The 26,756-nt window shown below is 65.0% G+C and carries 29 protein-coding genes; 14 read left to right on the top strand and 15 right to left on the bottom strand.

The window, feature by feature from the left end; all coding sequences use genetic code 11:
- Positions 1 to 26 precede the first annotated feature (26 nt).
- The 4 genes from QZT63_RS16850 to pmbA all read left to right on the top strand — a co-directional run bounded on the left by QZT63_RS16850 (position 27) and on the right by pmbA (position 7,335).
- Positions 27 to 3,437, top strand: a complete 3,411-nt coding sequence (locus QZT63_RS16850; RefSeq protein ID WP_290652737.1) for a YhdP family protein — start codon at positions 27 to 29, stop codon at positions 3,435 to 3,437.
- A 74-nt stretch (positions 3,438 to 3,511) separates the two neighbouring features.
- On the top strand, positions 3,512 to 4,420 hold the full coding sequence (locus QZT63_RS16845; protein WP_290652735.1) for a carbon-nitrogen hydrolase family protein: 909 nt from the start codon (positions 3,512 to 3,514) through the stop codon (positions 4,418 to 4,420).
- A 7-nt stretch (positions 4,421 to 4,427) separates the two neighbouring features.
- On the top strand, positions 4,428 to 5,870 hold the full coding sequence (gene tldD / locus QZT63_RS16840; RefSeq protein ID WP_290652733.1) for a metalloprotease TldD: 1,443 nt from the start codon (positions 4,428 to 4,430) through the stop codon (positions 5,868 to 5,870).
- A 109-nt stretch (positions 5,871 to 5,979) separates the two neighbouring features.
- Complete coding sequence (gene pmbA / locus QZT63_RS16835; RefSeq protein WP_290652731.1) at positions 5,980 to 7,335, top strand: metalloprotease PmbA; 1,356 nt, start codon at positions 5,980 to 5,982, stop codon at positions 7,333 to 7,335.
- A 39-nt stretch (positions 7,336 to 7,374) separates the two neighbouring features.
- Here the strand turns inward: pmbA and QZT63_RS16830 are convergent, their stop codons facing one another.
- From QZT63_RS16830 to QZT63_RS16765, 14 genes are all read right to left on the bottom strand, one after another.
- Positions 7,375 to 7,713 (bottom strand): type 1 pili tip component, encoded by a 339-nt coding sequence (locus QZT63_RS16830; protein WP_290652729.1) that lies wholly within the window; start codon positions 7,711 to 7,713, stop codon positions 7,375 to 7,377.
- A 128-nt stretch (positions 7,714 to 7,841) separates the two neighbouring features.
- A complete protein-coding gene (locus QZT63_RS16825; RefSeq protein WP_290652727.1) occupies positions 7,842 to 8,111 on the bottom strand; it encodes an HPr family phosphocarrier protein in 270 nt (89 codons plus the stop codon).
- A 4-nt stretch (positions 8,112 to 8,115) separates the two neighbouring features.
- Positions 8,116 to 8,526, bottom strand: a complete 411-nt coding sequence (locus QZT63_RS16820) for a PTS fructose transporter subunit IIA (protein ID WP_290652725.1) — start codon at positions 8,524 to 8,526, stop codon at positions 8,116 to 8,118.
- Entirely contained in the window at positions 8,523 to 9,392 is an 870-nt protein-coding gene (rapZ, locus tag QZT63_RS16815; protein WP_290652723.1) for an RNase adapter RapZ, read from the bottom strand. Before rapZ ends, QZT63_RS16820 begins: the two co-directional genes overlap by 4 nt.
- The gene (locus QZT63_RS16810) at positions 9,389 to 9,904 is read right to left on the bottom strand and encodes a hypothetical protein (RefSeq protein WP_290652721.1); all 516 of its coding nucleotides are present in this window, start codon (positions 9,902 to 9,904) and stop codon (positions 9,389 to 9,391) included. Before QZT63_RS16810 ends, rapZ begins: the two co-directional genes overlap by 4 nt.
- Positions 9,901 to 10,374: a PTS IIA-like nitrogen regulatory protein PtsN gene (gene ptsN / locus QZT63_RS16805; protein WP_366637440.1), complete on the bottom strand. Its 474-nt coding sequence runs from the start codon at positions 10,372 to 10,374 to the stop codon at positions 9,901 to 9,903. The genes QZT63_RS16810 and ptsN overlap by 4 nt, the downstream gene beginning before the upstream one ends.
- A gap of 77 nt (positions 10,375 to 10,451) precedes the next feature.
- Positions 10,452 to 10,790: a ribosome-associated translation inhibitor RaiA gene (gene raiA / locus QZT63_RS16800; protein WP_290652719.1), complete on the bottom strand. Its 339-nt coding sequence runs from the start codon at positions 10,788 to 10,790 to the stop codon at positions 10,452 to 10,454.
- A gap of 51 nt (positions 10,791 to 10,841) precedes the next feature.
- Entirely contained in the window at positions 10,842 to 12,398 is a 1,557-nt protein-coding gene (locus QZT63_RS16795) for an RNA polymerase factor sigma-54 (RefSeq protein WP_290652717.1), read from the bottom strand.
- Between the two features lie 306 nt (positions 12,399 to 12,704).
- Complete coding sequence (gene lptB, locus QZT63_RS16790; protein WP_290652715.1) at positions 12,705 to 13,430, bottom strand: LPS export ABC transporter ATP-binding protein; 726 nt, start codon at positions 13,428 to 13,430, stop codon at positions 12,705 to 12,707.
- A complete protein-coding gene (gene lptA, locus QZT63_RS16785; protein ID WP_290652713.1) occupies positions 13,427 to 13,993 on the bottom strand; it encodes a lipopolysaccharide transport periplasmic protein LptA in 567 nt (188 codons plus the stop codon). Before lptA ends, lptB begins: the two co-directional genes overlap by 4 nt.
- Positions 13,977 to 14,552 carry an LPS export ABC transporter periplasmic protein LptC gene (lptC, locus tag QZT63_RS16780; protein WP_290652711.1) on the bottom strand — a complete coding sequence of 192 codons (576 nt, stop codon included), beginning with the start codon at positions 14,550 to 14,552 and terminating at the stop codon, positions 13,977 to 13,979. Before lptC ends, lptA begins: the two co-directional genes overlap by 17 nt.
- Positions 14,539 to 15,102, bottom strand: a complete 564-nt coding sequence (locus tag QZT63_RS16775) for an HAD-IIIA family hydrolase (protein WP_290652709.1) — start codon at positions 15,100 to 15,102, stop codon at positions 14,539 to 14,541. Before QZT63_RS16775 ends, lptC begins: the two co-directional genes overlap by 14 nt.
- Positions 15,102 to 16,106 (bottom strand): KpsF/GutQ family sugar-phosphate isomerase, encoded by a 1,005-nt coding sequence (locus QZT63_RS16770; RefSeq protein ID WP_290652707.1) that lies wholly within the window; start codon positions 16,104 to 16,106, stop codon positions 15,102 to 15,104. Before QZT63_RS16770 ends, QZT63_RS16775 begins: the two co-directional genes overlap by 1 nt.
- Positions 16,107 to 16,176: 70 nt before the next feature.
- Complete coding sequence (locus QZT63_RS16765; protein ID WP_290652705.1) at positions 16,177 to 17,130, bottom strand: calcium/sodium antiporter; 954 nt, start codon at positions 17,128 to 17,130, stop codon at positions 16,177 to 16,179.
- A 134-nt stretch (positions 17,131 to 17,264) separates the two neighbouring features.
- Between QZT63_RS16765 and QZT63_RS16760 the strand changes: the two genes are divergently transcribed.
- The 10 genes from QZT63_RS16760 to hisC all read left to right on the top strand — a co-directional run bounded on the left by QZT63_RS16760 (position 17,265) and on the right by hisC (position 25,136).
- A complete protein-coding gene (locus QZT63_RS16760; RefSeq protein WP_290652703.1) occupies positions 17,265 to 18,110 on the top strand; it encodes an ABC transporter ATP-binding protein in 846 nt (281 codons plus the stop codon).
- A complete protein-coding gene (gene mlaE / locus QZT63_RS16755; protein ID WP_290652701.1) occupies positions 18,104 to 18,880 on the top strand; it encodes a lipid asymmetry maintenance ABC transporter permease subunit MlaE in 777 nt (258 codons plus the stop codon). The genes QZT63_RS16760 and mlaE overlap by 7 nt, the downstream gene beginning before the upstream one ends.
- A gap of 36 nt (positions 18,881 to 18,916) precedes the next feature.
- Positions 18,917 to 19,381 (top strand): outer membrane lipid asymmetry maintenance protein MlaD, encoded by a 465-nt coding sequence (gene mlaD / locus QZT63_RS16750; protein ID WP_290652699.1) that lies wholly within the window; start codon positions 18,917 to 18,919, stop codon positions 19,379 to 19,381.
- Entirely contained in the window at positions 19,374 to 20,069 is a 696-nt protein-coding gene (locus QZT63_RS16745) for a phospholipid-binding protein MlaC (protein WP_290652697.1), read from the top strand. The genes mlaD and QZT63_RS16745 overlap by 8 nt, the downstream gene beginning before the upstream one ends.
- Entirely contained in the window at positions 20,066 to 20,374 is a 309-nt protein-coding gene (locus tag QZT63_RS16740) for an STAS domain-containing protein (protein WP_290652695.1), read from the top strand. Before QZT63_RS16745 ends, QZT63_RS16740 begins: the two co-directional genes overlap by 4 nt.
- Positions 20,375 to 20,500: 126 nt before the next feature.
- Complete coding sequence (locus QZT63_RS16735) at positions 20,501 to 20,746, top strand: BolA/IbaG family iron-sulfur metabolism protein (RefSeq protein WP_290652693.1); 246 nt, start codon at positions 20,501 to 20,503, stop codon at positions 20,744 to 20,746.
- A gap of 45 nt (positions 20,747 to 20,791) precedes the next feature.
- Entirely contained in the window at positions 20,792 to 22,051 is a 1,260-nt protein-coding gene (murA, locus tag QZT63_RS16730) for a UDP-N-acetylglucosamine 1-carboxyvinyltransferase (protein WP_290652691.1), read from the top strand.
- 23 nt (positions 22,052 to 22,074) lie between these two features.
- A complete protein-coding gene (gene hisG / locus QZT63_RS16725) occupies positions 22,075 to 22,716 on the top strand; it encodes an ATP phosphoribosyltransferase (RefSeq protein ID WP_290652689.1) in 642 nt (213 codons plus the stop codon).
- 16 nt (positions 22,717 to 22,732) lie between these two features.
- Complete coding sequence (hisD, locus tag QZT63_RS16720; protein ID WP_290652687.1) at positions 22,733 to 24,046, top strand: histidinol dehydrogenase; 1,314 nt, start codon at positions 22,733 to 22,735, stop codon at positions 24,044 to 24,046.
- The gene (hisC, locus tag QZT63_RS16715; RefSeq protein ID WP_290652685.1) at positions 24,033 to 25,136 is read left to right on the top strand and encodes a histidinol-phosphate transaminase; all 1,104 of its coding nucleotides are present in this window, start codon (positions 24,033 to 24,035) and stop codon (positions 25,134 to 25,136) included. The genes hisD and hisC overlap by 14 nt, the downstream gene beginning before the upstream one ends.
- A gap of 16 nt (positions 25,137 to 25,152) precedes the next feature.
- On the opposite strand, the gene QZT63_RS16710 is transcribed toward hisC, so the two are convergent.
- A complete protein-coding gene (locus QZT63_RS16710; protein ID WP_290652683.1) occupies positions 25,153 to 26,337 on the bottom strand; it encodes a trypsin-like peptidase domain-containing protein in 1,185 nt (394 codons plus the stop codon).
- Positions 26,338 to 26,756: the final 419 nt, after the last annotated feature.

Here is a 26,756-nt window from a genome sequence, read left to right as displayed (position 1 = left end):
GACCGAGCGGTTGTCGGCCCGGCGCCATGCTGATGGTGTTTGTGCGCCCGCTAAAGCTGCTCCTGGGCGCAATCGCGGCGTTGCTGGTGCTGCTGGCGGTGGTGTTGGTGATGCTCCGCGTGGGTGTTCACTACCTCCCCGACTACCGAGCCGAGGTGGAGGCACGGCTTGGGGAGGCCATGGGCGAGGAGGTTCAGATCGACGAACTCCAGGCCACTTGGAGGTGGCGTGAGCTCCGTGTGGAACTCGGCGGCGTCCGCCTTGGGGACGCGGAGGGCGGGCTGTTTTTCGACCGCCTCGCGGTGAATCTGGATGTGGTTGCATCGGTGCGTCATTGGTCCCCACGTCTGCGTGACCTGGTCCTGGTGGATCCCAGGCTCACGGTGCAGCGCAATGCCGATGGTACGTGGCAACTCGTGGGTGTGGGCGTCGAGCCCCGCGCCGCTGCCCTGGAGGAGTTGGACATCCTCATGTCTTATCCCGGACGCCTGCGCGTCGAGGGCGCGCGCATGGATGTCCTGGATCAGGTCCATCGCGCGCGCTATCGCTTCAGCGACGTGGATGCCACCGTGGATGAGGCGAACGGGCAGCGCCGGCTGGTTGGTTCGGGCCAGTTGCCCCCGGCGTGGGGTGGAGGTGTGGATTTCATCGTGCACTGGCCCTCAGAGGCGGCGCAGCCGCTGACGCACGGGCCGATGGACGTCTATGTCCGCGGTGACGGTGTTGGCCGGGAGGTCATGGAGCACCTGCTCGGCGGTCCTGACGCGCCCCCTTACGTGTCGCTGGGTGGTTCCCTGGAACTCTGGGCGCGTTTTGGTGACGGCCTGCCCCAGCCCGACGGCGTCGATCGGCGTGGCGAACTGGTCATGCGCGCGGCCGACGGCGCGGCCGCCTTGCCGTATCTGTTCCGGGAGCCGATTGCGTTTCGGGAGCTCGAGGCGGAGGCCGACTGGCGTTGGTCATCCCAGGGATGGACGGTCAACGTCGGCCGCGCCCGGGTGGATAATGAGGACGGTATTGCGCACAGCCGTGTGCGTGTCGATAAGCAGCCCGATGGCTCACCATTCCTCGACATCCGCGCCAGCGTCGAAGGGCGCGCGGACAACGCGGGTAACACCAGTCGTTACTTGCCTGTTGGCATTATGCTGCCGGGACTTGTGGAGTGGCTGGATGAGAGCATCCACGGCGGTACCGCTACGCGGGCCGACGTGGTCTTCCATGGCCGCGCCCAAGACTTCCCGTTCGACGACGGTAGCGGACGCTTCGAGGTGCAGGCGGATGTGGAGGACGTGATGTTGGCCTACCAGCCGGAGTGGCCGCCCATCACGGGGCTGGACGGTGTCCTCCACTTTCACGGGCGCTCCATGCAGATCGACGCGACCAGGGGCACCATCAGCGGCGCCCGCATTCGCGACGCCCGGGCGCGTATCGAGGATCTTGCCCGCAGCCCGCTGCGGGTAGACGGTCGCGTCCGCGGTCCCGGCGATGCCTATCTCGATTTCCTGCGGGAGATGCCCCCGGCACGTGACATGCTGGAGGCCCCCCTCGGCGGGCTGCGCCTGGACGGCGAACACGATCTGGACCTCAGCATGGTCATTCCCTTTGATGACACGCCGATGAGCCTGAACGGTGACGTACGGCTGCGGGACGGGCGTGTGCGCCTGGGAGCGTCTAATCTCGCCGTCGAGGCGCTGAATGGCGAGGTCAGTTTCGACCAGCGCGGGATTCGGGGTGAGGGCGTCAGCGCGCGGTTTCTCGACAGTCCTGTTGTGCTCGACATCACGACCGACCAGGGTGACAGCGGCGATGAGCGCATCCGGCTGGCGGCCACGGCTGATCGCCTGGATGCCGGCCGTCTTGACACGGTGCTGACCGGCGGTGCGGCGCTGCTTCAGGGGGCGGCGGAAGCGCGCCTGACCGCGGACTTCCCCCGCTTCGATGCTGTGGCGCAGGCCGGTGAGCCGGCCGTCAACCTGGCCGCATCCAGCGCACTTGTGGGTGTTGGCGTAGCGCTTCCGGCTCCGCTGGGTAAAGAGGCCGCGGATGAGCGGCCTCTTGAGCTCGACGCGCGGATCAGCGCCGATGGGCTTGAGCCTGTGCGAATCCGGTACGGGCCCGGTGCGAACGCCATCGTGGACGCTGGCCCGGATGGTGCTCTGCGGCGGGCGGGACTTCGGTTCGGCGGCGAGAGCGCCACCCTGCCGGGGCCAGGCAGCATCCGCCTGGACGGCATGGTGGAGACGCTGGACGTGCCGGCCTGGTGGCGCTGGTATGGCGAGCACCGGGCCGGGGAGGGCGTTCACGGGGAAACGAGGCTGAGCACGCTCAATCTGACGATTGGGACGCTCATGCTCGGCGGCCTGACCTTGGAGGGGCAGCGCGTCGAAGGCGAGCGCGATCTCATCGGCTGGGATCTCGCACTCGCGGGCGAGAGCGCCCAGGGTACGCTGTTCTGGCCCGACTCCCCGAATCTGGCGGTGGAGGCCGATTTTGAACATCTGCGCCTGCCGTTACCCGAGGGCTTCACCGACGAGACCGAGCCCACGGATATCCCCGATGATCTCCTGGCCGACGTGAACCCAGGCAGCCTTTCCCGCTTGCGCGCACAGGTCGATGCGCTCGAGCTGGACGGGCGCCCGCTCGGTCGCCTGCAGCTGCTCGGCGCCCCCGAGGCGGATTCCTACGTATTGAGCAGCCTACTGCTGCGTGGTGACCACCACAGTGTGACAGGCCGGGCCGCGTGGTTTCGGGATCCGGAGGACCGCACGGAGCTCGAGCTGAATGTACACAGCAATGATACGGGTGGACTACTGTCCGGGCTGGGATACGAGGGGGTTATTCGCGGCGGCGGGGGACACGGCAACATTGATCTCCAGAGTCGCTCGGCGCCGTTGCCCCTCGACCTGGACACCCTGGACGGCACAGTGAGCCTCGTGCTGCGAAGCGGGTTTCTGACCCAAGTGGAGCCGGGAGCGGGGCGTGTCTTTGGTCTGTTGAGCGTTGCGAATTTGCCGCGCCGCCTCATGCTCAACTTCGGCGATGTGTTCGCGGAGGGCTTTGCCTTTGACCGCATCGATGCCGATTTCAGTATCAAGGACGGCGTGGCGACCCCGAGGGTACTGGTCATGGACGGCCCCGCGGCGCGGATCGAGGCCTCCGGTCCGGTCGATCTGGGCCAACGGACATACAATCAGACCGTGACCGTAACGCCGAAGGCCTCCTCGACGTTGCCGATCCTAGGGGGCGTTTTCGGCGGGCCGCCCGGCGCTGTGGTCATGTTCCTCGCCCAGCAGGTCTTCAGTGACGGCTTTGACCGCATCGCCCGCCTGCGCTACCGCGTCACTGGGCCGTGGGCCGACCCGGTCATCACGCCGGTTCGCCGCGCTCGGACGCCCGCCGCGGAGGCCGGGCCACCTGGTGTGCGTGCCCCGGAATAAGAACGGACGGATCCGTCCGGGACGGTGTGGCGCGCTGGGCGTACAATCGGGGCAAAGCGGATGAGGACGCCGTCATGACGAATACGAAGATCGATTCCGGTACGCGCGTCGCAGCCGTACAAATGGCTTCGGGCCCGCGGGTGAAGGCCAATCTCCACGAGGCGAGCCGCCTGATCCGCATGGCGGCCGACGCAGGCGCGAAGCTGGTGGTATTGCCGGAGAACGTGGCCATCATGGGCATGGACGAACGGGACAAACTCGCCCATATCGAGCCCGACAGCGGCGGTCCCATTCAGGATTGCTTCGCGCAACAGGCCCAGCGTTGCGGTGTGTGGCTGGTGGCGGGAACGATTCCCATGCGGGGGCGGGACCGCCATCGCGCCCGTGCCGCCTGCCTGGTCTTCAACAACCGAGGTGAGCGGGTCGCGCGCTACGACAAGCTGCATCTGTTCGACGTCACCGTGGAGGGCGAGGCCGCTTACCAGGAATCGGCCACCCTCGAGCCCGGGGACGAGGTTGTCACGGTGGATACCCCGTTCGGCTGTATGGGCGTTGCTGTCTGCTACGATCTGCGTTTCCCGGAGTTTTTCCGGGTCATGCTGGACCGCGGCGCCGAATTCTTCGTATTGCCATCGGCCTTTACCGCCCGCACCGGAGGGGTTCACTGGCGACCGCTGCTGCTCGCCAGGGCGATCGAGAACCAGTGCTACATCATCGCCGCAGGACAAGGCGGTTACCATGTCAACGGGCGCGAGACCCACGGCGACTCGCTGGTACTCGACCCCTGGGGTGTGGTTCAAGACAGCCTCTACCGCGGCTCGGGCGTCGTCCTGGGCGAGTTGGATCGGAATCGGCTCGCAGAGGTGCGTACCCGCTTTCCGTCCTTGAACCACCGGCGATTGGCATGCTCCCATGTCGTGGGCCCTGCCGAGTCATCGGCGAGTCCCTCGCCGCAATCGCGTTCCGCCAACCACGAGGCCTGAGACGACTATGGACCAGACGTTGTCGATTGCAACCGAGCGCCTGCTCACACCAGCCGGACTCAATGAAGCCTCCCTGGAGGATGTCTTCACCCGTCTCATGGGGCCGAGCATTGATGCGGCGGACTTGTATTTCCAGGCGAGCCGTCACGAAACTTGGGTGCTCGAGGATGGGCTGATCAAACAAGGCAGTCACAGCATCGATCAGGGTGTGGGCGTGCGCGCTGTGAGCGGGGAGAAGACCGGTTTTGCCTATTCCGACGAGATCATGCTGCCCGCGCTCATGGAGGCCACGGGTGCCGCCCGCGCCATTGCGCGCTCCGGCGGCAGCGGCCGCATTCAGGCCTGGCAGCGCGGCTCCGGGCTCAACCTGTACAGGTCCGATAATCCCCTGGATGCGATGGCCGATGCGGACAAGGTGGATCTGCTTCGCCGCGTGGACGCTGAGGCCAGGCGGCAGGATCGGCGTGTGGAACAGGTCATGGTCAGCCTGTCCGGCCTGCAGGACATTGTTTTGGTGGCCGATAATGAGGGGCGTCTCAGCGCTGACGTGCGCCCGCTGGTGCGGTTGAACGTCTCCGTCCTGGCTGAACAAAACGGGCGGCGCGAAAACGGCAGCGCCGGAGGCGGCGGGCGCCATGGTTACACGTTCTTTTTCGATGAGGAACGGGCCCTGGGCTATGCCCGGGAAGCGGTGCGGCTGGCCTTGGTGAACCTGGAGGCAGTGGCTGCCCCCGCCGGCACGATGCAAGTGGTCCTCGGTCCCGGTTGGCCGGGCATTCTGTTACATGAGGCCGTGGGCCACGGCCTCGAAGGCGACTTCAATCGCAAAGGCACCTCGGCGTTTTCCGGGCGTATGGGCGAGAGGGTGGCTTCAGAGTATTGCACAGTGGTCGATGACGGCACCGTTCCGGGGCGCCGCGGCTCCCTCAACGTGGATGACGAGGGCGTGGCCACGGAGTGCACGGTCCTCATCGAAAATGGCCGGCTTGCGGGTTACATGCAGGACCGCATGAATGCGCGCCTCATGGGGATGCAGCCCACAGGCAACGGCCGTCGGGAGTCCTTTGCGCATCTGCCCATGCCGCGGATGACGAATACCTATATGCTTGCGGGTCCCCACGACCCCGCAGAGATCATCCGATCCGTGGACCAGGGCATTTACGCCGTGAACTTCGGCGGCGGTCAGGTGGATATCACCTCCGGGCGGTTCGTGTTCTCGGCCAGCGAGGCCTACCTGATCGAAAACGGCCGCGTCACCCGGCCGGTCAAGGGGGCGACCCTGATCGGTAACGGGCCGGAGGTGCTCAAGCAGGTCAGTATGGTGGGTCACGACCTGGAACTGGACAGCGGTATCGGCGTCTGCGGCAAGGAAGGCCAGAGCGTGCCTGTCGGCGTGGGTCAGCCCACGCTCAAGGTGGACGCGCTCACTGTCGGCGGGACCGAAGCGTGAGGCGCTTCGATGCGGGGCTACTCGACCGCAACACCCGCTCCCATACCGTGGTTTACGCAGGCGACTGCGCCAATTGGAACGGGCTGACCGAACAACGCAGAGGCGATTCATGACGACACCAACCGTTGCCCGTAATGCGGGGCTGCCCACCCAGGATGAGCTGGTACGGATTGTCGAGCAGGTGCTGGAGGAGGCGAGACGTATGGGCGCAACCAGTGCGGAGGCCGCGGTCAACGTGGGTACCGGGCTCTCCGTGCAGGTGCGCCGTGGCGAGGTGGAGACGCTGGAACATGAGCGCGACCGCGCTCTTGGCGTTGGCGTGTACTTCGGGCACCGCCAGGGGACGGCCAGCTCCAGCGATTTCTCAGCGGATTCCGTGCGAGAGACGGTGGCCGCGGCCTGCAGCATCGCCCGCTACACCTCCGAGGACCCGGCCCATGGGTTGGCCGATCCGGACCACTTGGCGCGGGACATCCCTGACCTGGATCTGGATCATCCCTGGGCATTGACGGTTGATGAGGCCATCGAGCGGGCCTTGACCTGTGAGGCGGCTGCGCTGGATACCGATGCCCGCATCAGCAACTCCGAGGGGGCCGGCGTTAGTACCAGCCGCTCACTGCGCGTCTACGGCACGAGCCATGGGTTTTTGGGAAGCACCGTTGGCACGCAGCATGGTATGAACTGCGTGGTGATTGCTGGCGAAGGCGCGGACATGCAGCGGGATTACTGGTACACGGTGGCCCGTGAGGCTGGTGCTCTGGAGACGCCCGAGGCCGTCGGGCGGCGCGCTGCCGAGCGCGCGGTGCGGCGCCTGGGCAGCCGCCAGGCGCACACCGGGCGCATGCCGGTGCTGTATGTACCGGAGGCGGCGCGCGGGCTGATTGGCCATTTCCTGGGCGCGGTGCGCGGCAGCAACCTTTACCGGCACGCCTCGTTTCTGCTCGATCACTTGGGTGAGCAGGTATTCCCGGCCCACGTCACCATGACCGAATACCCGCACCTGCCCCGGGCCCTGGGTAGCGCGCCCTTTGACAATGAAGGCGTCGCCACCGCCGAGCGCGTGCTCGTTGACGGCGGCGTGCTGCGCGGCTACGTGCTGGATAGCTATTCCGCGCGTAAGCTCGGCTTGACCACGACCGGCAACGCCGGCGGAGTGCATAATCTGACCGTGGCGCCGGGAGTACTGGATTTCGACGGCCTGCTGCGGGATATGGGTCGTGGCCTGGTGGTCACGGAGCTCATGGGGCAGGGCGCGAATCCAGTCACCGGCGATTACTCCCGCGGTGCGGCCGGATTCCTGGTGGAAAATGGTCAGCTGGCCGATCCGGTGGCGGAGATCACCGTCGCCGGTAATCTCCGTGACATGTTCCGTAACCTGCGGGCCGTGGGGACGGATATGGACACCCGCGGCAGCGTGCGCACTGGCTCACTGCTGCTGGACGATGTCGTGGTCGCCGGTCAGTGATCGTGGTTTCGACCCGCAACACACAGGATCGTCGGGCGCTCAGGCGTCCTCCATCTGCTTTTTGATGCGCTCGAGGTGCTTGCGCGTGAGCTCGTTGAAGCGCGGAGTGCTGCCAATGTCCTCGTAGATGGGGTCCCCGTGCTCGTCCTCGGCGATGACGCGCTGACCCTGCACGTAAGGAAAAGCGGCTTCCAGATCATCCAGGGCGGCGGACAGCAGGTCGGTGATCAGGTGCTCCTCCGTGCGACCGGGGAACATCTCGCGCAAGGCGGCCAGCTTGGCCGCATCATGCAGGGGCAGGTGGACGTTGTAGGTTTCGGCCGTGCGCGCTTCACTTGCCGACTCTTCCCAGGCTTCGATCAGTTGTTTGACCTTCATGGGCGTTCTCTCAAGGGCCTGCCATCGAAACCGGGCGCCATGCCCGCCGTGCTTAGTGCCGTGCTCAGTGTATCACTGGAGCCAGGCGGGGAATTGTGTATCGCGAAGTGATGAATGCGCCGTCATGTCTACTCGGATTCCTCAAAGCGGTCGTTGACCAGCGCCTCAAGCGCATCCAGTGCCTCGCAGGCGTCCTCCCCTTCGGCTTCCAGGGTCAGCGTGGTGCCGCGTCCGGCGGCGAGCATCATCATGCCCATGATGCTTTTGCCGTTGACGGTCTTGTCGTCCCGGTGCACCAGGATTCCCGCCTGGAAACGGTTGGCGATCGTCACGAACCTCGCGGCTGCACGGGCGTGCAGACCCAACTTGTTGATGATGGTGACCTCGCGAGTCGGCACGCGGTTAGCGCTCCCTTGCTTGTCTGTAGGTATCCATCAGCATGATGCCGTTTTTGCCGCCGGCGCGGGCCTTCTCAGCAAGTTCCCAAAGCTTGAGCCCCGGGTAATTGAAGATGCGCAGTAGCATGGGCAGGTTGACCCCCGCAATGACCGTAATGCGATGATTCCGGGCGAGCTGGGCGGCGATGTTGCCTGGTGTGGAGCCATAGCAGTCGGTGAGCAGGAGCACACCGTCACCACCGTCGAGTAAACGGATCAGATCAGCGCCCTGTTCGCAGAGCCGGTCGGGGTCGTCGTCCTGGGCGACATCCAGGACCCGGGTCTGGACAGGGCAGAAGCCGAGGGTTTGCCTGGCGGTTTCCAGGAGCTCGAAGCCGATGCGATTGTGGGTGATCAGCAGAATGCCGACACTCATGACAGCTCTCGGTGCCTGACACTGACCCGCTGGGCGCCGTCGTGAAAATGTGCGGCCAGGCGCTCGCAGAGGTAGACAGAACGGTGCTGCCCACCGGTGCAGCCGATGGCGACGGTCAGGTAGCTGCGATTCTCGCGTTTGAACGCCGGAATCCAGCGGGCCAGGAAGTCGCGAATGTCTGCGTACATGCTTTCCACGTCCTCGTGGGCAGCCAGGTAGCGCGCCACAGCCGCATCACGCCCGGTCTGTTGGCGCAGATGCGGCTCCCAGTGCGGGTTCGGCAGCACGCGCACGTCGAAGACGAAATCCGCGTCGCTGGGGACGCCGTGTTTAAAGCCGAAGGACTGGAACAGCAAAGAGAGTTGCTGATTGTGGCCAACCAAGCGTTCGCGCACCAGGTCGCGCAGTTGATGCAGGGTTGTGGCCGTGGTGTCGATGACCAGATCCGCGCGGGACTGAAGAGGCGCCAGCAGGTCGCGTTCGCGGGCAATGGCGTCGGCCAGCGGCAGATTGCCTGCGCTTAACGGATGCCGGCGGCGCGTTTCCGAGAAGCGTTTGATCAGTGTGTCCTCGTCAGCGGTGAGGAACAGGATCTCCGGGCGCATGCCCGTGACCCGTTCCAGCTCGGCGAGAATGTCCGGGAAGGCTTCCAGGTCATTCATGGGGTTACGGGCATCCACCCCGACGGCATAATAGCCGGTCGTCTCCGGGCCCAGGCTCGTGACATGCTGGCCGAAGCTCGAGAGCATGGTCACCGGCAGATTATCGATGCACAAAAAGCGGCTGTCCTCCAGGGTGTGCAGGGCGACTGTCTTGCCGGAGCCGGAGAGGCCGCTGACGATGATCAACCGTGTGCGTTCACTCATGGGTCGAGACCTCCGCTCAGGCATTGTGCAACGTCAAGTCGTGCCACTGCTTCGACCAGTAGGCCTACGGGCCGTTCCGGCGCCACGGGCAGGTGCAGGCGCCGAACCTGCACCCCTGCGAGGGTTGTCTGGTCTTGGCGGGGGGCCAGCCGCGGCCACTCTGCCCAGTGTGCCGGGTGAGACAGGTTTAGGATCAGGTCCACGGGTGCCTCCTGTCGCAGTGCCTGTGGCCCGAACAGCGCGGCAACGGAGCAGGGCCCGATCCCGCGTATTTCCAGCTGACCCGCCAGGGCCGTGGCTGCGCGCCCGCACAGTCGCCCCGCCTCGACCCGCAGCTCAACCGCATCGTCGGCGACCAGCTGGTGGCCGCGATCGAGCAATAGCAAGGCCGTTTCGCTCTTGCCGATGCCGCTTTCGCCGGTAAGTAGCAGGCCACGACCGTGGACATGGACCAGCACGCCGGGGATGGTTGTGACGGGGTTCCCGATTGCGCCCGGGCCTATGTCGCTCATCTGCGCTGCTGGTCCGACTCCCACTGCGTCAGCAGGCGGAATAAGCTCCGGGCGTCCCTGGCCTCACGCAGTTTTCTGCAGAAGGTCTGGTCACTGAACATCTCCGCGAGGCGAGCCAGGATCTGTAGATGCTCATCAGTGAAGTGCTCGGGCACCACCAAGGCGAACAACAGATCCACGGGCTCGCCATCAAAGGCGTCGAAGTCGATGGCATCACGGGTTCGCACAAACGCGGCCGCCGCCGAATCCTTGCCGTCCATGCGCGCGTGGGGCAAGGCGACACCGTGGCCAAGCCCCGTGCTGCCCAGCTTCTCCCGGCCGACGAGCTTGTCGAAAATGGTGTTTGCGGGTAGAGAGGGATCGGAGGCAGCGACCAGCTCGCTAAGCACTTCCAGGCCACGCTTCTTGCTCGTGACCTCAACGTCGCAGGCGACGCGCTCCGGGGTGATCAGGTCGGCAATCTTGATCATTGTTTTCCACGCAGGGTCATGTCTGCGGCATCCGTTCTTGGTGGTGGCCGCCCCCTCGCGACCACTGAGACTCGAACTCAGTCCTCGTCGCCTTCACCCTGGGCCTTGGCCTGAGCGCCCTCTGTTCGGCGATGGTCGGTGACTTTTTCCTTGTGCTTCTTCACCTGGCGATCCAGTTTTTCCACCAGGCCGTCAATAGCCGCGTACATGTCTTCGGCACTGGCATCGGCGTAGAGCTTCGCGCCGCTGAGCTTCATAGTCGCCTCTGCCTTCTGTCGGAGCTTCTCGACAGTCAGAATGACATGCACATTCACGACATTGTCAAAGTGGCGTTCCAGTTTCTCCATTTTGCTGTGGACGTAATCGCGCAGGGCATCGGTCAGGTCCAGATGGTGCCCGGTGACGTCGATCTGCATAAGGCCTCCTGCTCGATGAGAAACAAGTCAAGGAAACGCGTGTCTGTCTCCTCAAGCGATGCGCTTTCTTTCGTTGGATGACGCGATGGACATGGATTCACGATACTTGGCCACCGTCCTTCGCGCCACATCGATTCCGTCATTTTTGAGAATCTCGGCCAGTTTGCTATCGCTGAGCGGCTTGCGTGGGTCCTCCTCAGCGATCAGGCGCCGGATACGCGCGCGTATTGAGGTGGCCGAGCACTCGTCTCCGTCGACAGTGTGTACATGACTGGAAAAAAAGTACTTGAACTCGAAGGTGCCCCTCGGCGTGTACATATACTTCTGGGTGGTGATGCGCGAAATGGTGGATTCGTGCATGTCCACCTCTTCGGCGACTTCGCGCAGCACCAGCGGTTTCATGGCCTCCTCGCCGTGCTCAAGAAACGCCTGCTGGTGAGCGACGATGCACTCGGCGACCTTCAGCAGGGTTTCATTGCGGCTCTTGAGACTCTTGATGAACCAGCGCGCTTCCTGGAGGTGCTGGCGCATGGTGGCGTTGTCGCTGCCTTGGTCTCCGCGCCGAACCAGCCCGGCGTAGTAGCTGTTAACCCGGATGCGCGGTGCGGCGTCCGGGTTGAGTTCCACCCGCCAAACACCACGCTCCCTGCGGACGTAGACATCGGGGATCACGTATTCTGCCGTCGCGGTACCGATTTGGGAGCCAGGGCGTGGATCCAGTGAACGGACGAGATCCAGGATCTCTCCGAATTCTGCCTGGGAGACGCGCAACTTGCGGGTGAGTTGGTTGAGCTGCCGGCTGCCGAGGAGGTCCAGGTAGCGGTCCACGAGCAGGCGTGCCTCGGCAAGCCAAGGCGTGCCTTCCGGAAGCTGATCCAGCTGAACGAGCAGTGATTCGCGCGGATCCAGGGAGGCCACCCCCACCGGGTCGAAGCGCTGGATGAGATGGCGCACAGCTTCTACCTCGTCGGCTTCCACCCCGTCTTCGTCGGCGACGGCATCGCAGATTTCCGCGATGGAGATGCCGAGATAGCCGTCGTCGCGAACGCCATCGATAATTGCCTCGGCAATGGCCATGTCGCGCGCGCTGAAGTGGGCCAGTTGCGCCTGCCAGAGCAGGTGCTCGTGCAGCCCGCCGCCGCTTTCGGCCGTGCGGTTTTCCCAGGTCTCGCGCTGATCGTCGTCCGGCCCCGATGCGCTGTACGACGTGCTGCCGTCGTAAATGTCGTTCCAGTCGGAATCCAAGGGCAGGTCGTCCGGGATGTCGGACTGTTCCGCGGTGCGCTCTTCTGCAGCGGGTTCCTGTTCGGCGGTGTCAGCCCCATCGTCGCTTTCCGACTGTGTATCCATCGCGGTGTCACCGCGAGCATCATCGGGCTCCTCTTTGGCCTCGCCGTGATCCTCGCTTCTGGCGTTCTCAGGAGCCAGCTCGCCGCCGTCAACATCGTCGAGCTCGTCTGCCGGTTCCAGCATCCAGTTGGAGTCCAGTGCCTGCTGGATTTCCGTGCGCAGCTCCAGCGTGGACAACTGCAGGAGCTTGATCGCCTGCTGGAGCTGCGGCGTCATGGTGAGCTGCTGGCCGAGACGGAGCTGCAGCGACTGTTTCATTGGCAATGCCTCGTTCCTGCTACCCCATAGGGCTGCGGATCAGGACGAATGGGCTGTAGGGTTGAGTGCCTTCGCGCCATCTATCCTAACCGACTCCGTGTTGTCTTAGAACATTGGCCCAATATTTGCGTAACGTCCTGTCTCCGTGCCAGGGCCGCTTCGCCCGTGTCATTGGCCGCCACTGTTGGGTCAGGACACCAGTCGCCCCGTCCCACTTGGCTCGCGACGATCGCCCCGAAGCCGACAGGCTCCTGGCGGGCCGCGGCGAGCTGAAAAGGAGGCAGAATGGGCTTTTTCAGCCTCCTTTTACAGGCGGAAGTGCTCGCCCAGGTAGACCTCGCGAACCTGCCGATTGGCAAGCACCTCATCCGACGTGCCCTGGGCAATGACTTCGCCCTGGGCGAGGATGTAGGCCCGCTGGCAGATCCCCAGTGTCTCGCGCACGTTGTGGTCGGTGATCAAAACGCCGATATCCCGTTCCGCCAGATGCCGAATGATCGCCTGGATGTCCAGCACGGAGATCGGGTCGACGCCGGCGAAGGGCTCGTCCAGGAGGATGAACCGCGGGTTCGCCGCCAGCGCCCGGGCGATCTCGACCCGGCGCCGCTCTCCGCCGGAGAGGCTGATGCCGACCTGGTCGTGCAGGTGGCCGACACTGAACTCCTCCAGCAGCTCCCGGGCGCCCTCACGCCGCTGCTGTTTGTTCAGCTCCGGGCGCGTCTCCAGGATGGCGAGCAGGTTGTCCATCACCGTCAACTTGCGGAAGATGGAGGCCTCCTGGGGGAGGTAGCCGACGCCCCGGCGCGCGCGTATGTGCATGGGTAAATCCGTGATGTCGTTGCCATCGAGCTCGATGGCGCCGCCGTCCGCCGGAATCAGCCCCACGACCATGTAGAAGCAGGTGGTTTTTCCGGCCCCGTTCGGCCCCAGCAGTCCGACAACTTCACCGCTGGAGACCTCCAGTGTGGCCCCGTGGACGACCGTCTTGCGGCGGTACGCCTTAACCAGTCCCTCCGTGCGCAGCAGGCTCACTCGTCGGCTCCATTGTCCTCGTCGTCAGGGAACAGTCGGATCTGTACGCGGCGACCCGTCTCCGGTTCGCCGCGTGCGTGGACCAGGTCCTCGGTGACGTCGTACTCAATGCGTTCGCCTGTGAACGTGTTGCGGCCCTGGGTCAGCTTTGCACCCTTGAGCAGGATGATCCTTTCCGGACCCGTGGCGTAATACTCCATCCGCGGTGCTTCCGCCTCTATGGCCCTGCGCTCCTCGCCGCCGCGCTGGTTATAAATCGCCGGCTCCCCCTCGACCACGACATGGTCAAGGGCTTGGCCGCCCTCGCCCTCGCGCAAGTGAACGGTCATGCGGTCGCCGGTAATGCGCCGCGCTCCGCGGGTGAGAACGACGTTGCCAGTGTAGACGCTGACGCCGCGGACGTTATCGATCTCCGCGGTGTCGGCGTCGAGATCAATGGGCTGCGCTTGCGCGGCCACCATGCCCATGCAGCCCAGGGCGACGGCCAGGGCGGTGAAGCGCAGCAGGCGTGCAGCCGCGCCCGAACTCGGGCGCTGGTAGTGGCGTTCACTGCGGCGCATCATAGCGTCCTCGCACGTCGGAGATCAGCTCCAGGATTTCCCGGTCCATGTAGGCGCGCACGCCAACGGCCTCGACGCGGGCGCCTTCCCGCCAGTAAAGCGCGTGCTGATCGGTTTCCGCGTAACGCTCTTCTGGCTTCAGATAGACCTCGCTGGTGTCCACATTGGCGGGCAGATTGTCGGCACCTCCTGCACGCCGAATTTCCACATCGCCCTGAAGGTGGACGTCCTCCACGTTGTTCCACGCGCGGCCCCGTTCGGCACGCAGATGCCACGGCTCGCCCGAGTCCACGAAGTGCGTGATCCGGGGCGTTTCCATCAGCCACAGATCCTGACCCTGGAAGTGTTCCATGCGCGGCGAGGCAACCCGATAGGTTGCGCGGCCGTCCTCGTCGGTGGCGTTCATGGTGAAGGTCTCCATGACGTAGTCCGGGCGTTCCACGGTGTCGTCCGGATCCACGACGACGGGTTCATGGGTGTCCTCGTCCAGCACCCACCAGCCCACGACCACCAGCAGCGCGAGAACGACAATCCGGAATGTCCAGCGTCTATCCGGCAGCATACTCCTGGATCACTCCATCGAGTGCGCCCCGGGCCGCAAGCAGAAGTTCGGCGATCTCCCGAACGGCGCCCTTGCCGCCGGGGCACACGGTGACGTAATGGGCTTGTTCACACACGGCCGGGTGGGCGTTGCTCACGGCAACCGCGAGGCCCGCGCGTGCCAGCACGCCCAAGTCAATGAGATCGTCGCCGACAAACGCGGCATGCGCAGCAGCGATGCCCGTTCGGGCCAACAAGGTCTCCCAGGCAGCGACCTTGTCGTGCCGGCCGAAGTAGGTCAGCTCAATCCCCAGATCCACCGCGCGGCGGCGAAGCGGGGGTGATTCCCGCGCACTGATAATGGCGGTACGGATCCCGGCGCGCTCGAGCAGGCGCACACCGAGTCCGTCCATGATGTTGAAGGCCTTCACGACCTCCCCCTCGGCACCGTAGTAGATGGTGCCATCCGTGAGTACGCCGTCCACATCCAGCGCCAGCAGGGCGATGGCCCCGGCCCGCGCCCTCAGCGGGGCGTCCATGGCCGGTGCAAGATTGGCCCGCGCCCGCGCCATCACACGACCCCCGCGCGCAAGAGGTCATGCATATTGAGGGCGCCAACCACGCGATCGGCATCATCCAGCACGATGATGGCGTTAATCTTGTGCTCTTCCATGGTCTGCAGCGCTTCGGCGGCCAGGCTGCCGGCATGCATGGTTTTGCAGTTCCGGGTCATCACCTCAGCGACCATTGTACCGTGCAGATCCACGCCCTGATCCAGGCTTCGCCGCAGGTCGCCGTCGGTGAAGATGCCCATGAGGCGCGCGTCCCCGTCCATGACCCCGGTCATGCCAAGGCCCTTGCGGCTGACTTCCACGAGCGCGTCGCGTACGGAGGCAGTGGGCGGGACCCGCGGAATACCGTCGCCGCGATGCATGATGTCATCGATCAGCAGCAACAGGCGGCGGCCGAGTTTTCCGCCGGGGTGGGAGCGGGCGAAATCCTCGCGAGTGAAACCCCGGGCCTCCAGCAGTGACACCGCCAGGGCATCGCCCATGGCGAGGGCCGCCGTGGTGCTGGAAGTGGGGGCGAGGTTCAGCGGGCATGCTTCCTGGACTACGCCCACGTGGATATTGACCGATGCTGCCTGTGCCAGCGTCGATTGTGGCTTGCCGGTCAGTGTGATCAGCGGCACGGCGAGGCGCTTGATCAAGGGCAAAATGGTGATGATCTCGTCCGTCTCTCCAGAATTGGACAACGCCAGGACGACATCCTTGGTGGTAATCATGCCGAGGTCGCCGTGGCTTGCCTCACCGGGGTGTACGAAAAAGGCCGGCGAGCCGGTGCTGGCAAGGGTGGCCGCCAGTTTACCGGCGATGTGTCCGGATTTGCCCATGCCCAGAACAACGATGCGCCCTTCGCAACCGAGCATAAAATGACAGGCACGCACGAACGCGTCGTCGATCCGGGGTAGCAAATCGGTGATGGCCGCAGCTTCCGTCTCCAGCACCGCCTGGCCCAGGGAGCGCAGGCGTTCATCCGTAATGTGGCTGCGCACTTCGCCGGTCTTTAGGCTCATCGCTGATGCTCCGTTGAGGGTCACAGCATTATGCCTGAGAGGGCACATGCGCGGGATCAGTTCCCCTAACTCAGGTTACCGCGGAACCGACGAATAGGAGCCCCTGGTAGCTGAAGTAGATCACTAGCAGCGCCATGCCGAGCACGCGGGTGCCCGAAATTCGGCCCAGGCCAAGCACAATCAGGGGCAGTGTCAGCGCCGCCATGGTAAGCCCATCGCGCAGGAAGACCACCGGGGCGATGGTCAGGGGCTGGAGCAGGGCGGTGACACCCAGCACTGCCAGTAGGTTGAACAGGTTCGAGCCGATCAGGTTGCCGTACAGCATGCCGAGCTCCCGGCGGCGGGCTGCGGCGATCGTGGTCGCCAGCTCCGGCAGGCTTGTGCCCACGGCGACGATACTCAGCCCGATGACCAGCTCACTGATGCCTGCCTGTTCAGCCAGGGTGACAGCCGCCCAGACGAGCGCGCGGGCGCTGGCAAGCAGCACCAGCAGGGCCAGCAGCAGTTCGATGGTACTGCGGGCCGGGCCCATGGCGGCCGCGCTTGGGATGCCCGCCTGGGGTGTTGGTTCCCGTAAGCTCGCCCGCACCAGCCAGGCGAGGCTCAGTGCCAGGCCCAACATCAGCATGCCCCCCTCCAGGCGACCGAGATGAAGGTTGGCGAGCAGCACCAGCGTAACGGTGGTCGCCACTGTCAGCAACAACACCGTCAGCCCTTGGCCGGCGGCCTGGCGCGGCAGGGGGAACAGGACCAGGGTGACCCCAAGGATCAACCCCACATTGGCGATATTGGAACCCAGCGCGTTGCCCAGGGCCAGCTCCGGTTGCCCCTCCAGGGCCGCCAGGGCCGAGACCAGCAGTTCCGGGGTGGAGGTTCCGAAGCCAACGATCAAAAGCCCGACCAGGACGGGCGTCAGCCCCAGGTGCAGCGCCAGTGCCGAGGCCGCTGCCACCAGGCGGTCCGCGCTCCAGGCGAGCACGACGAATCCGGCCAGCAGCGTCAGCCAGGGAATGATCGCCTGCATCCAGCGGTCCTTTGGCGGTGGTTGTGGCCGGCATGGTAGCAGCCCTCATGACTGACCGCTCGGTCATTGACTCTGCGCAGGTGTTGCTCGATACTCGTTGCCGCTGCAAGCTGAACGCTCCCTGGACCCAGTTTATGGCCGACACCTTTGCCGACGCCGGCGATCATCTCGTGGACATCCGGGATCTGCATTTCTCGCGCGGCGAGCGGCTGCTGTTCGACGGGGTGGAGCTGTCCATCCGGCGGGGTGAAGTAACAGCGATCATGGGACCCAGCGGTACCGGCAAGACGACCCTGCTCAAGCTCATTGGCGGTCAGCTGCAGCCCGATCGGGGCACGATCCACGTGGAGGGTCAGCACGTGGCCGGCCTGTCGACCCGGGGGCTCTACAAGCTGCGGCGCCGCATGGGCATGCTGTTCCAGAGCGGGGCGCTGTTCACCGACCTGAGCGTGTTCGACAATGTGGCGTTTCCGCTGCGCGAGCACACCGATTTGCCCGAGCCGCTGATTCGGGATTTGGTCCTGCTCAAGCTGCAGGCTGTCGGCCTACGTGGCGCGCGCGATCTCATGCCTGCGCAGCTCTCGGGCGGTATGGCCCGACGGGTGGCTTTGGCGCGCGCCATTGCCCTCGATCCCACCATGGTGATGTACGACGAGCCGTTTACCGGGCAGGATCCGATCTCCATGGGCGTGCTGGTGGACCTCATCCGCCGCCTCAACGATGCGTTGGGGTTGAGCAGTATTATCGTCTCCCACGACGTGGCAGAGACAGCCCGCATTGCCGACCGGATCCACGTGCTCCACGGCGGCCGCATTGTCGAGTCAGGAACCCCCGGGGCACTCTACGAGTCTCAGTCTGAGTGGGTGCGACAGTTCATGCATGGATTGCCCGACGGGCCAGTGCCTTTTCATTACCCCGCGGCGCTTGGTTTCGATGAGGATCTGATGAGTCAGCCACGGAGCAGCCGCGGCGCATGGTAAACGGATTCCAGCGCCTCGGCGCCCGAGCCTTGGCCATCGCCGAGCGGTTCGGCCGTGCCTTTTTGTTCCTGCTGCGGGCCCTTGCGGGAATGCCCGCCCTCGTGTTGCGGCCCGGCCTGGTGGTGCAGCAACTGTACTCCGTGGGTGTGCTGTCGCTGGTGATCATTGTCGTATCCGGCGTGTTCGTCGGCATGGTGCTCGGGTTGCAGGGCTACACCACCTTGCTGAACTTCGGCGCCGAGCAGTCCCTGGGCGTGCTCGTGGCCCTGTCCATTGTGCGCGAGCTGGGGCCGGTGGTCACGGCGCTGCTGTTTGCGGGCCGCGCCGGCTCGGCGCTTGCCGCCGAGATCGGATTAATGAAGAGTACCGAGCAGCTCTCCGGCATGGAGATGATGGCGGTAGACCCTATGAATCGCGTCATCGCGCCGCGGCTGTTGGCGGGCTTCCTGGCGATGCCGCTGCTGGCGGCCATCTTCAGCTTTCTGGCCATCCTCGGGTCGTATGTGATCGGCGTCGGCCTGCTGGGTGTCGATGCCGGGGCTTTCTGGGGGCAGATGCAGGATGCCGTGGAGTTTCGCGAGGACATCCTCAACGGTGTGATTAAGAGTGTGGTCTTCGGTTTTGTGGCGAGCTGGATCGCAGTCTTCGAGGGTTATGATGCCGAACCCACCTCCGAGGGTGTCAGCCGGGCCACGACCCGCACCGTGGTTTACACCGCGCTGGCTGTACTCGGGCTGGATTTTGTGCTCACCGCGGTGATGTTTGGATGATGGGACGCTCAACATTTGCTGAAACCGGGAGCCGGCATGCGTAACAGACGACTCGTGGAGATCTGGGTAGGGGTGTTCGTGGCCATGGGGGCTGCGGCGCTGTTCGGCTTGGCCATCCAGGTCAGCAACGTCCAGGTCTTCGACGCCCGCGGTGGCTACGAGCTCGAGCTGCGTTTCGAGAATATCGGCGGTTTGCGGACGCGCGCTCCGGTGACGGTGGGTGGCGTACGGGTCGGGCGGGTTGCCGACGTGGAGCTCGATTCGAGCACCTACGAGGCGAAGGTGACCGTGCGCATCGACGAACGGTACGAATTTCCGGAAGATACCAGCGCCAGCATCTACACCTCCGGGCTACTGGGCGAGCAGTATATTGCCCTGGACCCCGGTGGGCTGGATTTCTATCTCCGAGACGGGGACGAAATCACATTGACACAGTCCGCTCTAGTGCTCGAGCGCATGATCGGACAGTTCCTCTACCAGATGGGTAATGACGATGACTAATAGACGCACGCAAATGGGTCGGCGTCGCCTTCACGGGCGCCTGGCCGAGCAGATGGGCGGTCTCATGAGGCGCAGGCTATTGGGCGTGACGCTGGTTGTGTTCGCGTTCCTGCTGCCAGGCGCAGCAGGGGCAGAGCAGCCAAACCCCGGGGAGATTGTCAAGGACACCACGGAGCGTGTTCTCGAGGAACTGCGTACCTACGAGAATAACCTTGAAGACGACCCGGATTTCATCTACGACCTGGTGCGCAAGGAAGTCCTCCCGCACTTCAATTTCCAGCTGATTACCCGCTTCTCACTCGGCCGTCACTGGAACCAGGCCTCCGCGGAGCAGCGTGAGCGCTTCACAGAGGAGCTCAAAACGCTGATGCTACGTACGTATTCCCAGCCGCTGCTCGAATACGACGGTGAAGACGTGCGCTACCACGCCGAGCGGGTGGACGAGGACCGCGGGCGAGGCTCCGTGCGGGTCGAGGTAGCGCAGCGCGATGGACCCGCGATTCCGCTGACCTACCAATTCCGGAAGCATGACGAGCACGGCTGGCAGGTGTATGACGTGGTGATCGAGGGCGTGAGCCTGGTAACCAATTATCGCGACACCTTCAGCAGTGAAATCCGCCGTAACGGCATGGAGGGTTTGCTGGAGCGCCTACACGAGCGTAATCGCCGCGGGGAAACGGAATTTTGAGCACGGCCCGGCTGCGCGCCACGGAGCGTGGCGACCGGCTGCGCCTGGAGGGGCAAGTGGATTTCACCACCGCGCGCTCGCTCTGGCGCGAGGGCACGGCCTTGCTGTCCGGCGATGGCGGTGTGACCATCGATCTTGCCGGGGTCACCCGAGCCGACAGCGCGGGCGTGGCGCTGCTGATTCATTGGACCCGGCAACAACGGGATCTCGGTGGTCGTATCGAGTTTGCTAATATACCCGATCAAATGCTTGCCCTCGCCCGGGTCAGTGGCGTGGACACCGTCTTGCCATTGGCCGACGACTAATGCGTGCGGGCAAGCATTGCTCCTCGCCCTTTGGGCTTTTACGCCAGGAGCCACGCCACGCATTGTCCGCGGCGCCGCGGGAGCGGGGCCACATCGGCCACTGAAGTACAGGAGTGACCGCCCGTCATGATGGACCCCCAGCACATTAAACAGCTGATCGAGAATGGCTTGCCGGACTGCCGCGCGCAGGTGGAGGGCGATGGCCGCCATTTCCAGGCCGTCATTGTCAGTTCGGCGTTCGAGGCGAAGTCACCACTGGCCCGGCATCGCCTGGTCTACAGTGTGTTGGAAGAGCATATCCACTCGGACCAGCTGCACGCATTGTCCATGCGCACGCTGACCCCGCAGCAGTGGGAGCAAGGCCAGACGTAAGTCCTCGCGCGCCGCGCGCCCTGCACTCGGAGCGGATACGGATTCATGGAGAAACTGATCATCAACGGTGGCAACACCCTGGACGGCAGCATCCGTATCTCCGGGGCCAAGAATGCTGCCTTGCCCATCCTGTCCGCCAGCCTCTTGGCCGATGGGCCGATGACGATCGGCAATATCCCGCATCTCCAGGACATCACCACCACCATGGAACTGCTGGGTCGCATGGGCGTGCGGCTCACGGTGGATGAGCGCATGGGCATCGAGGTGGACCCGACGACCATCGATAGCCTGTATGCCCCCTATGAGCTGGTGCGCACCATGCGGGCGTCCATCCTGGTACTGGGCCCGCTCCTGGCGCGCTACGGCGAAGCCGACGTCTCGCTCCCCGGTGGCTGTGCCATTGGATCGCGGCCGGTGAATCTGCATGTCGATGGGCTGATCGCCATGGGTGCCGACATCGGCGTCGAGGGTGGTTACATCCGCGCACGGGCGAATCGGCTGCACGGCGCGCGGATCGTCATGGATCTCATTACCGTCACCGGAACCGAAAACCTCATGATGGCCGCCACGCTGGCCAAGGGCACCACGGTCATCGAGAACGCAGCCCGTGAGCCCGAGGTGGTGGACCTTGCCGACTGCCTCATGGCCATGGGGGCGCGCATCCGGGGTGCCGGGACGGATACCATTACCATCGAGGGGGTCGAGCGCCTGCACGGCACCCGCTATCAGGTACTGCCGGACCGTATCGAGACCGGCACCTACCTTGTGGCGGCGGCAATAACCGGAGGGCGTGTGCATCTGCGCGATACCCGCGCCGGGCTCCTGGATGCCGTGTTGCAGAAGCTGCAGGAGTGCGGCGCCGAGATCCAGGTCGGTGAGGACTGGGTCAGCCTGGACATGCATGGCAAGCACCCCCGGGCGGTGAGCCTGCGTACCGCTCCCTACCCGGCGTTTCCCACGGATATGCAGGCGCAGTTCTGTGCGCTCAATGCGGTCGCGGACGGGTCCGCCACGGTGACCGAAACAGTGTTCGAGAACCGGTTTATGCACGTCCTTGAAATGCAGCGTATGGGTGCGGATATCCGCCTGGAAGGCAATACCGCCATCTGTCGCGGCGTCTCCACGCTCAAGGGTGCACCGGTCATGGCCACAGACCTCCGGGCCTCCGCGAGCCTGGTGCTGGCGGGGCTGGTGGCGGCAGGGGAAACGCAAGTCGACCGCATCTACCATATCGATCGCGGTTATGAGTGTATCGAAGAGAAGCTGGCACAGCTCGGCGCGGAAATCCGCCGTGTGCCTGCCTGACAGGCATCAGGACGGTTGAGACCATGACCGAAACGCTGACCATCGCCCTGTCCAAGGGACGGATCCTGGAAGAGAGCCTGCCGCTGCTCGCCCATGCCGGAATCGCGCCGCTGGATCATCCAGACACGAGCCGCAAGCTGGTGCTGGATACCAGCGACGCGGCCGTCAAACTCGTGATCCTGCGCGCCACCGACGTGCCCACCTACGTGGAATACGGCGCTGCGGACGTGGGGGTTGCCGGCAAGGACGTGTTACTCGAGCACGGTGGCGAGGGGCTTTATGAGCCGTTGGATCTCGGTATCGCCCGGTGCCGGATGATGGTCGCGGGCTTTCCCGGAGCCAACGCCGGGCGCGGCAAGGTCCGGGTGGCCACCAAGTTTGTCAATATCGCACGGCGCTACTTTGCCGAGCAGGGACGCCAGGTGGAGACCATCAAGCTCTACGGCTCCATGGAGCTGGCGCCGATGGCCGGGCTCTCGGATCTCATCGTGGATCTGGTGGACACCGGCAATACGCTGCGTGCCAATGGCCTGGAGCCTTTGGAGCACGTGGCAGAGATCAGCGCGCGACTGATCGTCAACAAGGCGGCGATGAAGATGAAGCATCGCCGGATCAAGGCGTTCACCCAGTGCCTTGCCGGCGCTGTTGGCAAGCGCGCAGCCTGAAGGAACGAGAGGCGTCATGCTGGAGATTACGCGGCTGAGTACAACCCAGCCGGACTTCTGGGAGAGCCTGGCTCGGCTCACCAGGGAAGCCGCCAACGAGACAGACGGTGTCGAAGAGGCCGTGACCGCCATTCTTGGGGCTGTGCGCCAGGAAGGCGATGCAGCCGTGCTGCGCTACACCCGTCAGTTCGACCGGCTCGACGTGGCTCGGGTTGCGGATCTGGCGATCGCGCCCGAGCGCCTGCGAGCGGCCTTCGATGGCCTGGATGACCAGGCCCGGGACGCACTCAACCGGGCCGCGGAGCGCATCCGGGCCTATGCCGAGCGCCAGCGTATGGAGTCGTGGGAGTATACCGAAGCCGACGGTACCGTACTGGGCCAGAAGGTGGCGCCGCTGGATCGCGTCGGGCTGTATGTGCCGGGCGGCAAGGCGGCGTACCCATCCTCGGTGCTGATGAATGCCGTGCCGGCCAGCGTGGCCGGAGTGGCCGATATTGTCATGGTTGTGCCCACACCGGACGGCGAGGTGGCGCCGCTGGTGCTGGCCGCGGCCCATCTGGGCGGAGTCACCCGCGTTTACGCCATCGGTGGCGCCCAGGCGATCGGCGCGCTGGCCTACGGCACCGAGACCATTCCGGCGGTGGACAAGATCGTCGGCCCGGGCAATGCCTACGTCGCCGCCGCGAAGCGTCGGGTGTTCGGACGCGTTGGCATCGACATGATTGCCGGTCCATCGGAGATTCTCATCATCTGCGATGGGCAGACAGACCCCGACTGGATCGCCATGGACCTCTTCGCGCAGGCGGAGCACGACGAGATGGCGCGGGCGCTCCTGGTCTGCCCGGATGCCTTCTACCTGGATCAGGTCCAGCACTCCATGGAGCGGCTGCTCCCCGGCATGGAGCGCTCGGAGATTATACGCGCGGCGCTTGCCAACCGCGGTGCGCTGATCTACGTGCGGGATTTGGTCGAAGCCGAGGAGGTCAGCAACTCCATTGCGCCGGAGCACCTGGAGCTGTCCGTGGCCCAGCCCCGCAAGATGGCGGAGCGGGTCCGGCACGCCGGTGCCATTTTCCTCGGTCGCCACACCCCGGAGGTGCTGGGTGATTATTGCGCCGGCCCGAACCACGTGCTACCCACCTCCGCGACGGCGCGCTTCGCCTCGCCGTTGGGCGTGTACGATTTTCAGAAGCGCAGCAGCCTGATTCAGGCGACCCCGGCGGGCGCTGCGGAGCTTGGGCGCGTGGCCGCCATCCTTGCCCGGGCGGAAGGGCTGACAGCCCACGCCGAGTCCGCGGCTTACCGGGTTCGCGACTATGAGCAGGAGTGACGCCCTGGCGCAGCGGATCACCCGGCTGGTGCGGCCCGAGGTACAGGCCATGCAGGCCTACCATGTGCCGCCCGCCACCGGCATGGTCAAGCTCGATGCCATGGAAAATCCCTATCCCTGGCCCGGTGAACTCCGGGAGGCCTGGTTGCAGGTGCTCGCCGAGGTGAGCATCAACCGCTACCCGGATCCCACGGCGGCAGTGCTGAAACAGCGCCTTCAGCGCGAGGGTGGCGTACCAGCCCAGGCGGGCCTGGTGCTGGGTAACGGCTCCGACGAGTTAATACAGCTCTTGGGTCTTGCCCTGGGGGGCGGTGGCGAGCGTGTTGTGCTGTCGCCGGGGCCGAGCTTCGTCATGTACCGGCTGATCTCCGGGTTTACCGGTATGTGGTTCGAGGAAGTCGCCCTGGGCGAGGGGGATTTTCACCTGGACACCGGCGCCATGGTGGCGGCCATTGGCCGACACCAGCCGGCGATCGTCTACCTGGCTTACCCGAATAATCCCACGGGGAACGCTTTTGAGTCTGCCGCCATGGAGGCGGTCATCGAGGCCGCGCCGGGTGTGGTGGTGGTCGACGAGGCGTACGAGCCCTTCTGTGGGCGCAGCTGGATGCCGGCCCTGGAACGTTACGAGCACCTGCTTGTGATGCGTACCGTCTCCAAGATGGGGCTGGCCGGTCTGCGCCTGGGTTATCTTGCCGGCCATCCCGATTGGATCGCCCAGTTCGAGAAATGCCGCTTGCCGTACAATATCAATGCGTTGACCCAGGCGAGCGCGGCGTTCGCCCTGGATCATGCCGATCGCCTGCGCACCCAAACGCAGGCGCTGTGCGCAGAACGGGAGCGCCTGTTTGACGCGTTGTCAAGGCGGCCGGGCGTGGCGGCCTGGCCGAGCGACGCCAATTTCATTACCTTTCGTACGGCGCCGGGGCGGGCCGCTGCCATCCATGGCGCCCTGCGCAACGATGGCGTGCTGATCAAGTGCCTGGACGGCTCGCATCCCATGCTCACGGATTGCCTGCGCGTGACGGTGGGCACCGCCGAGGAGAACGCCAGCTTCCTGCAGGCGCTCGATAGTGCCCTGGCGGGCTAGTCGCGGTGACGGGACACTAACGCTGCAGGTGCCGTGCAGCGGGGCGCTCCTGCACCGTGAGCTCCCGCTCGAAGGCTACACCATCGCGCAGCCCAGCGATGGTCACGGTGGTCTCTGGCTTGCGCTCGGTGATCCGCATCAGTAGATCACGACTGTTACGCAGCCGTTCCCCGTCCACCGACAGCACCACATCCCCTGGCACGAGGCCCGCATCGTCGGCCGGGCCGCCCCGCATGACGCCGGCGACCAGAACGCCGTCGCGGGAATCCAGGTCGAAGGACTCCGCCAGGGATCGGGTAAGGTCCTGCACCTCCACGCCGGCCCAGCCGCGGATGACCCGTCCTTCCTCGATGATGCTTTCCATCACGCCCTGGGCGAGCATGGCAGGGATGGCGAATCCGATGCCGTGGGAACCACCGGAGCGGCTGAAGATCGCCGTGTTGATACCGATGAGATCGCCATGGGCGTTGATGAGCGCACCGCCGGAATTGCCGGGGTTAATGGCCGCGTCGGTCTGAATAAAGTTCTCGAAGGTGGTCAGGCCGAGGCGGCTGCGCCCCGTGGCGCTGACAATCCCCTGGGTGACTGTCTGGCCGACGCCGAAGGGGTTGCCGATGGCCAGCACCACATCACCGACGCGCAGATCCTCGGAGCGGCCGAGTGTAATGACGGGCAAGTCGTCCATGTCGATGACGAGCACGGCCAGATCCGTCTCCGGGTCCGTGCCCACGAGCTGCGCTTCGCGGGCACGGCCGTCGTTCAGGGAGACCTGGATGGCGTCCGCCCCCTCGATGACGTGATGACTCGTGAGGACGTATCCGCTGTCGCTGATGATGACCCCGGAGCCAAGGTTGGTATCCGGCCGCCCCTGCGCCCCGCCGCGTTCGCCGAAGAAATCCGGGAACAGTGGTGCGTCGAACAGCGAATGGTCGCCGCGGCCGACGCGGGTCGCGGTGAAAATGTTCACCACCGCGGGAGCCGCGGCATCCACGGCATCCGCGTAGGACGCGGGGCCCGTGTTGCCAACCCCTTGTTCACCGGCGTCCCGGCCCGTGTGCGGGGCTTCCCGCACCGTCACCACGGGCTGCCCATTGTCGGACAGGCCGAGCATCCCGGGGAATAACCAGGTAATGGTAACCGCGGCAGCAATACCCACCAGGGCGTAAGTGATCAGAAACCGCAGGGTCCTTCGAGTCTGCATGTCTTCAGTCCGGCTCCGTCCGTGTAGAATCGGGTCGCTAACGGAACGGCTTGGTCAGTGGGCGGAATGATCCGCGTCTCCTGACTCGAGCGTGCGCACCCACTCCGCGAGTCGCTGGGCGGCGGCGAGAAGGCGTGGCAGGAGCGCGTCCAGCGGCACAACCACAGCGACGACGGCCCGCTTGGCTCTGATGCTGCGCTGTGGTGCCGGCACGCACCGCTGAGTCAGCGCATTAGTGTCCTGTAACCGAAATTCGTTATCTTTTGAGCTGCCTGTCCGGCCGTGGAGCAAGGCGCGACTCGCAGCCAATGGCCGTCGCCCTTGGCAAGAGGCGCAACACCGCTGCGCGGCCGGACAGGCGCTCCCGGAGGGCTTGCCGGTGCGCCTCCGAGGCGGTGTTGCCGGTCCTCGCCGTAGGG

Source organism: Aquisalimonas sp., assembly GCF_007120195.1.
GTDB lineage: Bacteria > Pseudomonadota > Gammaproteobacteria > Nitrococcales > Aquisalimonadaceae > Aquisalimonas.
Note: the sequence above shows the minus strand (reverse complement) of the source record. Positions and strands in the feature narration are given on the sequence as shown.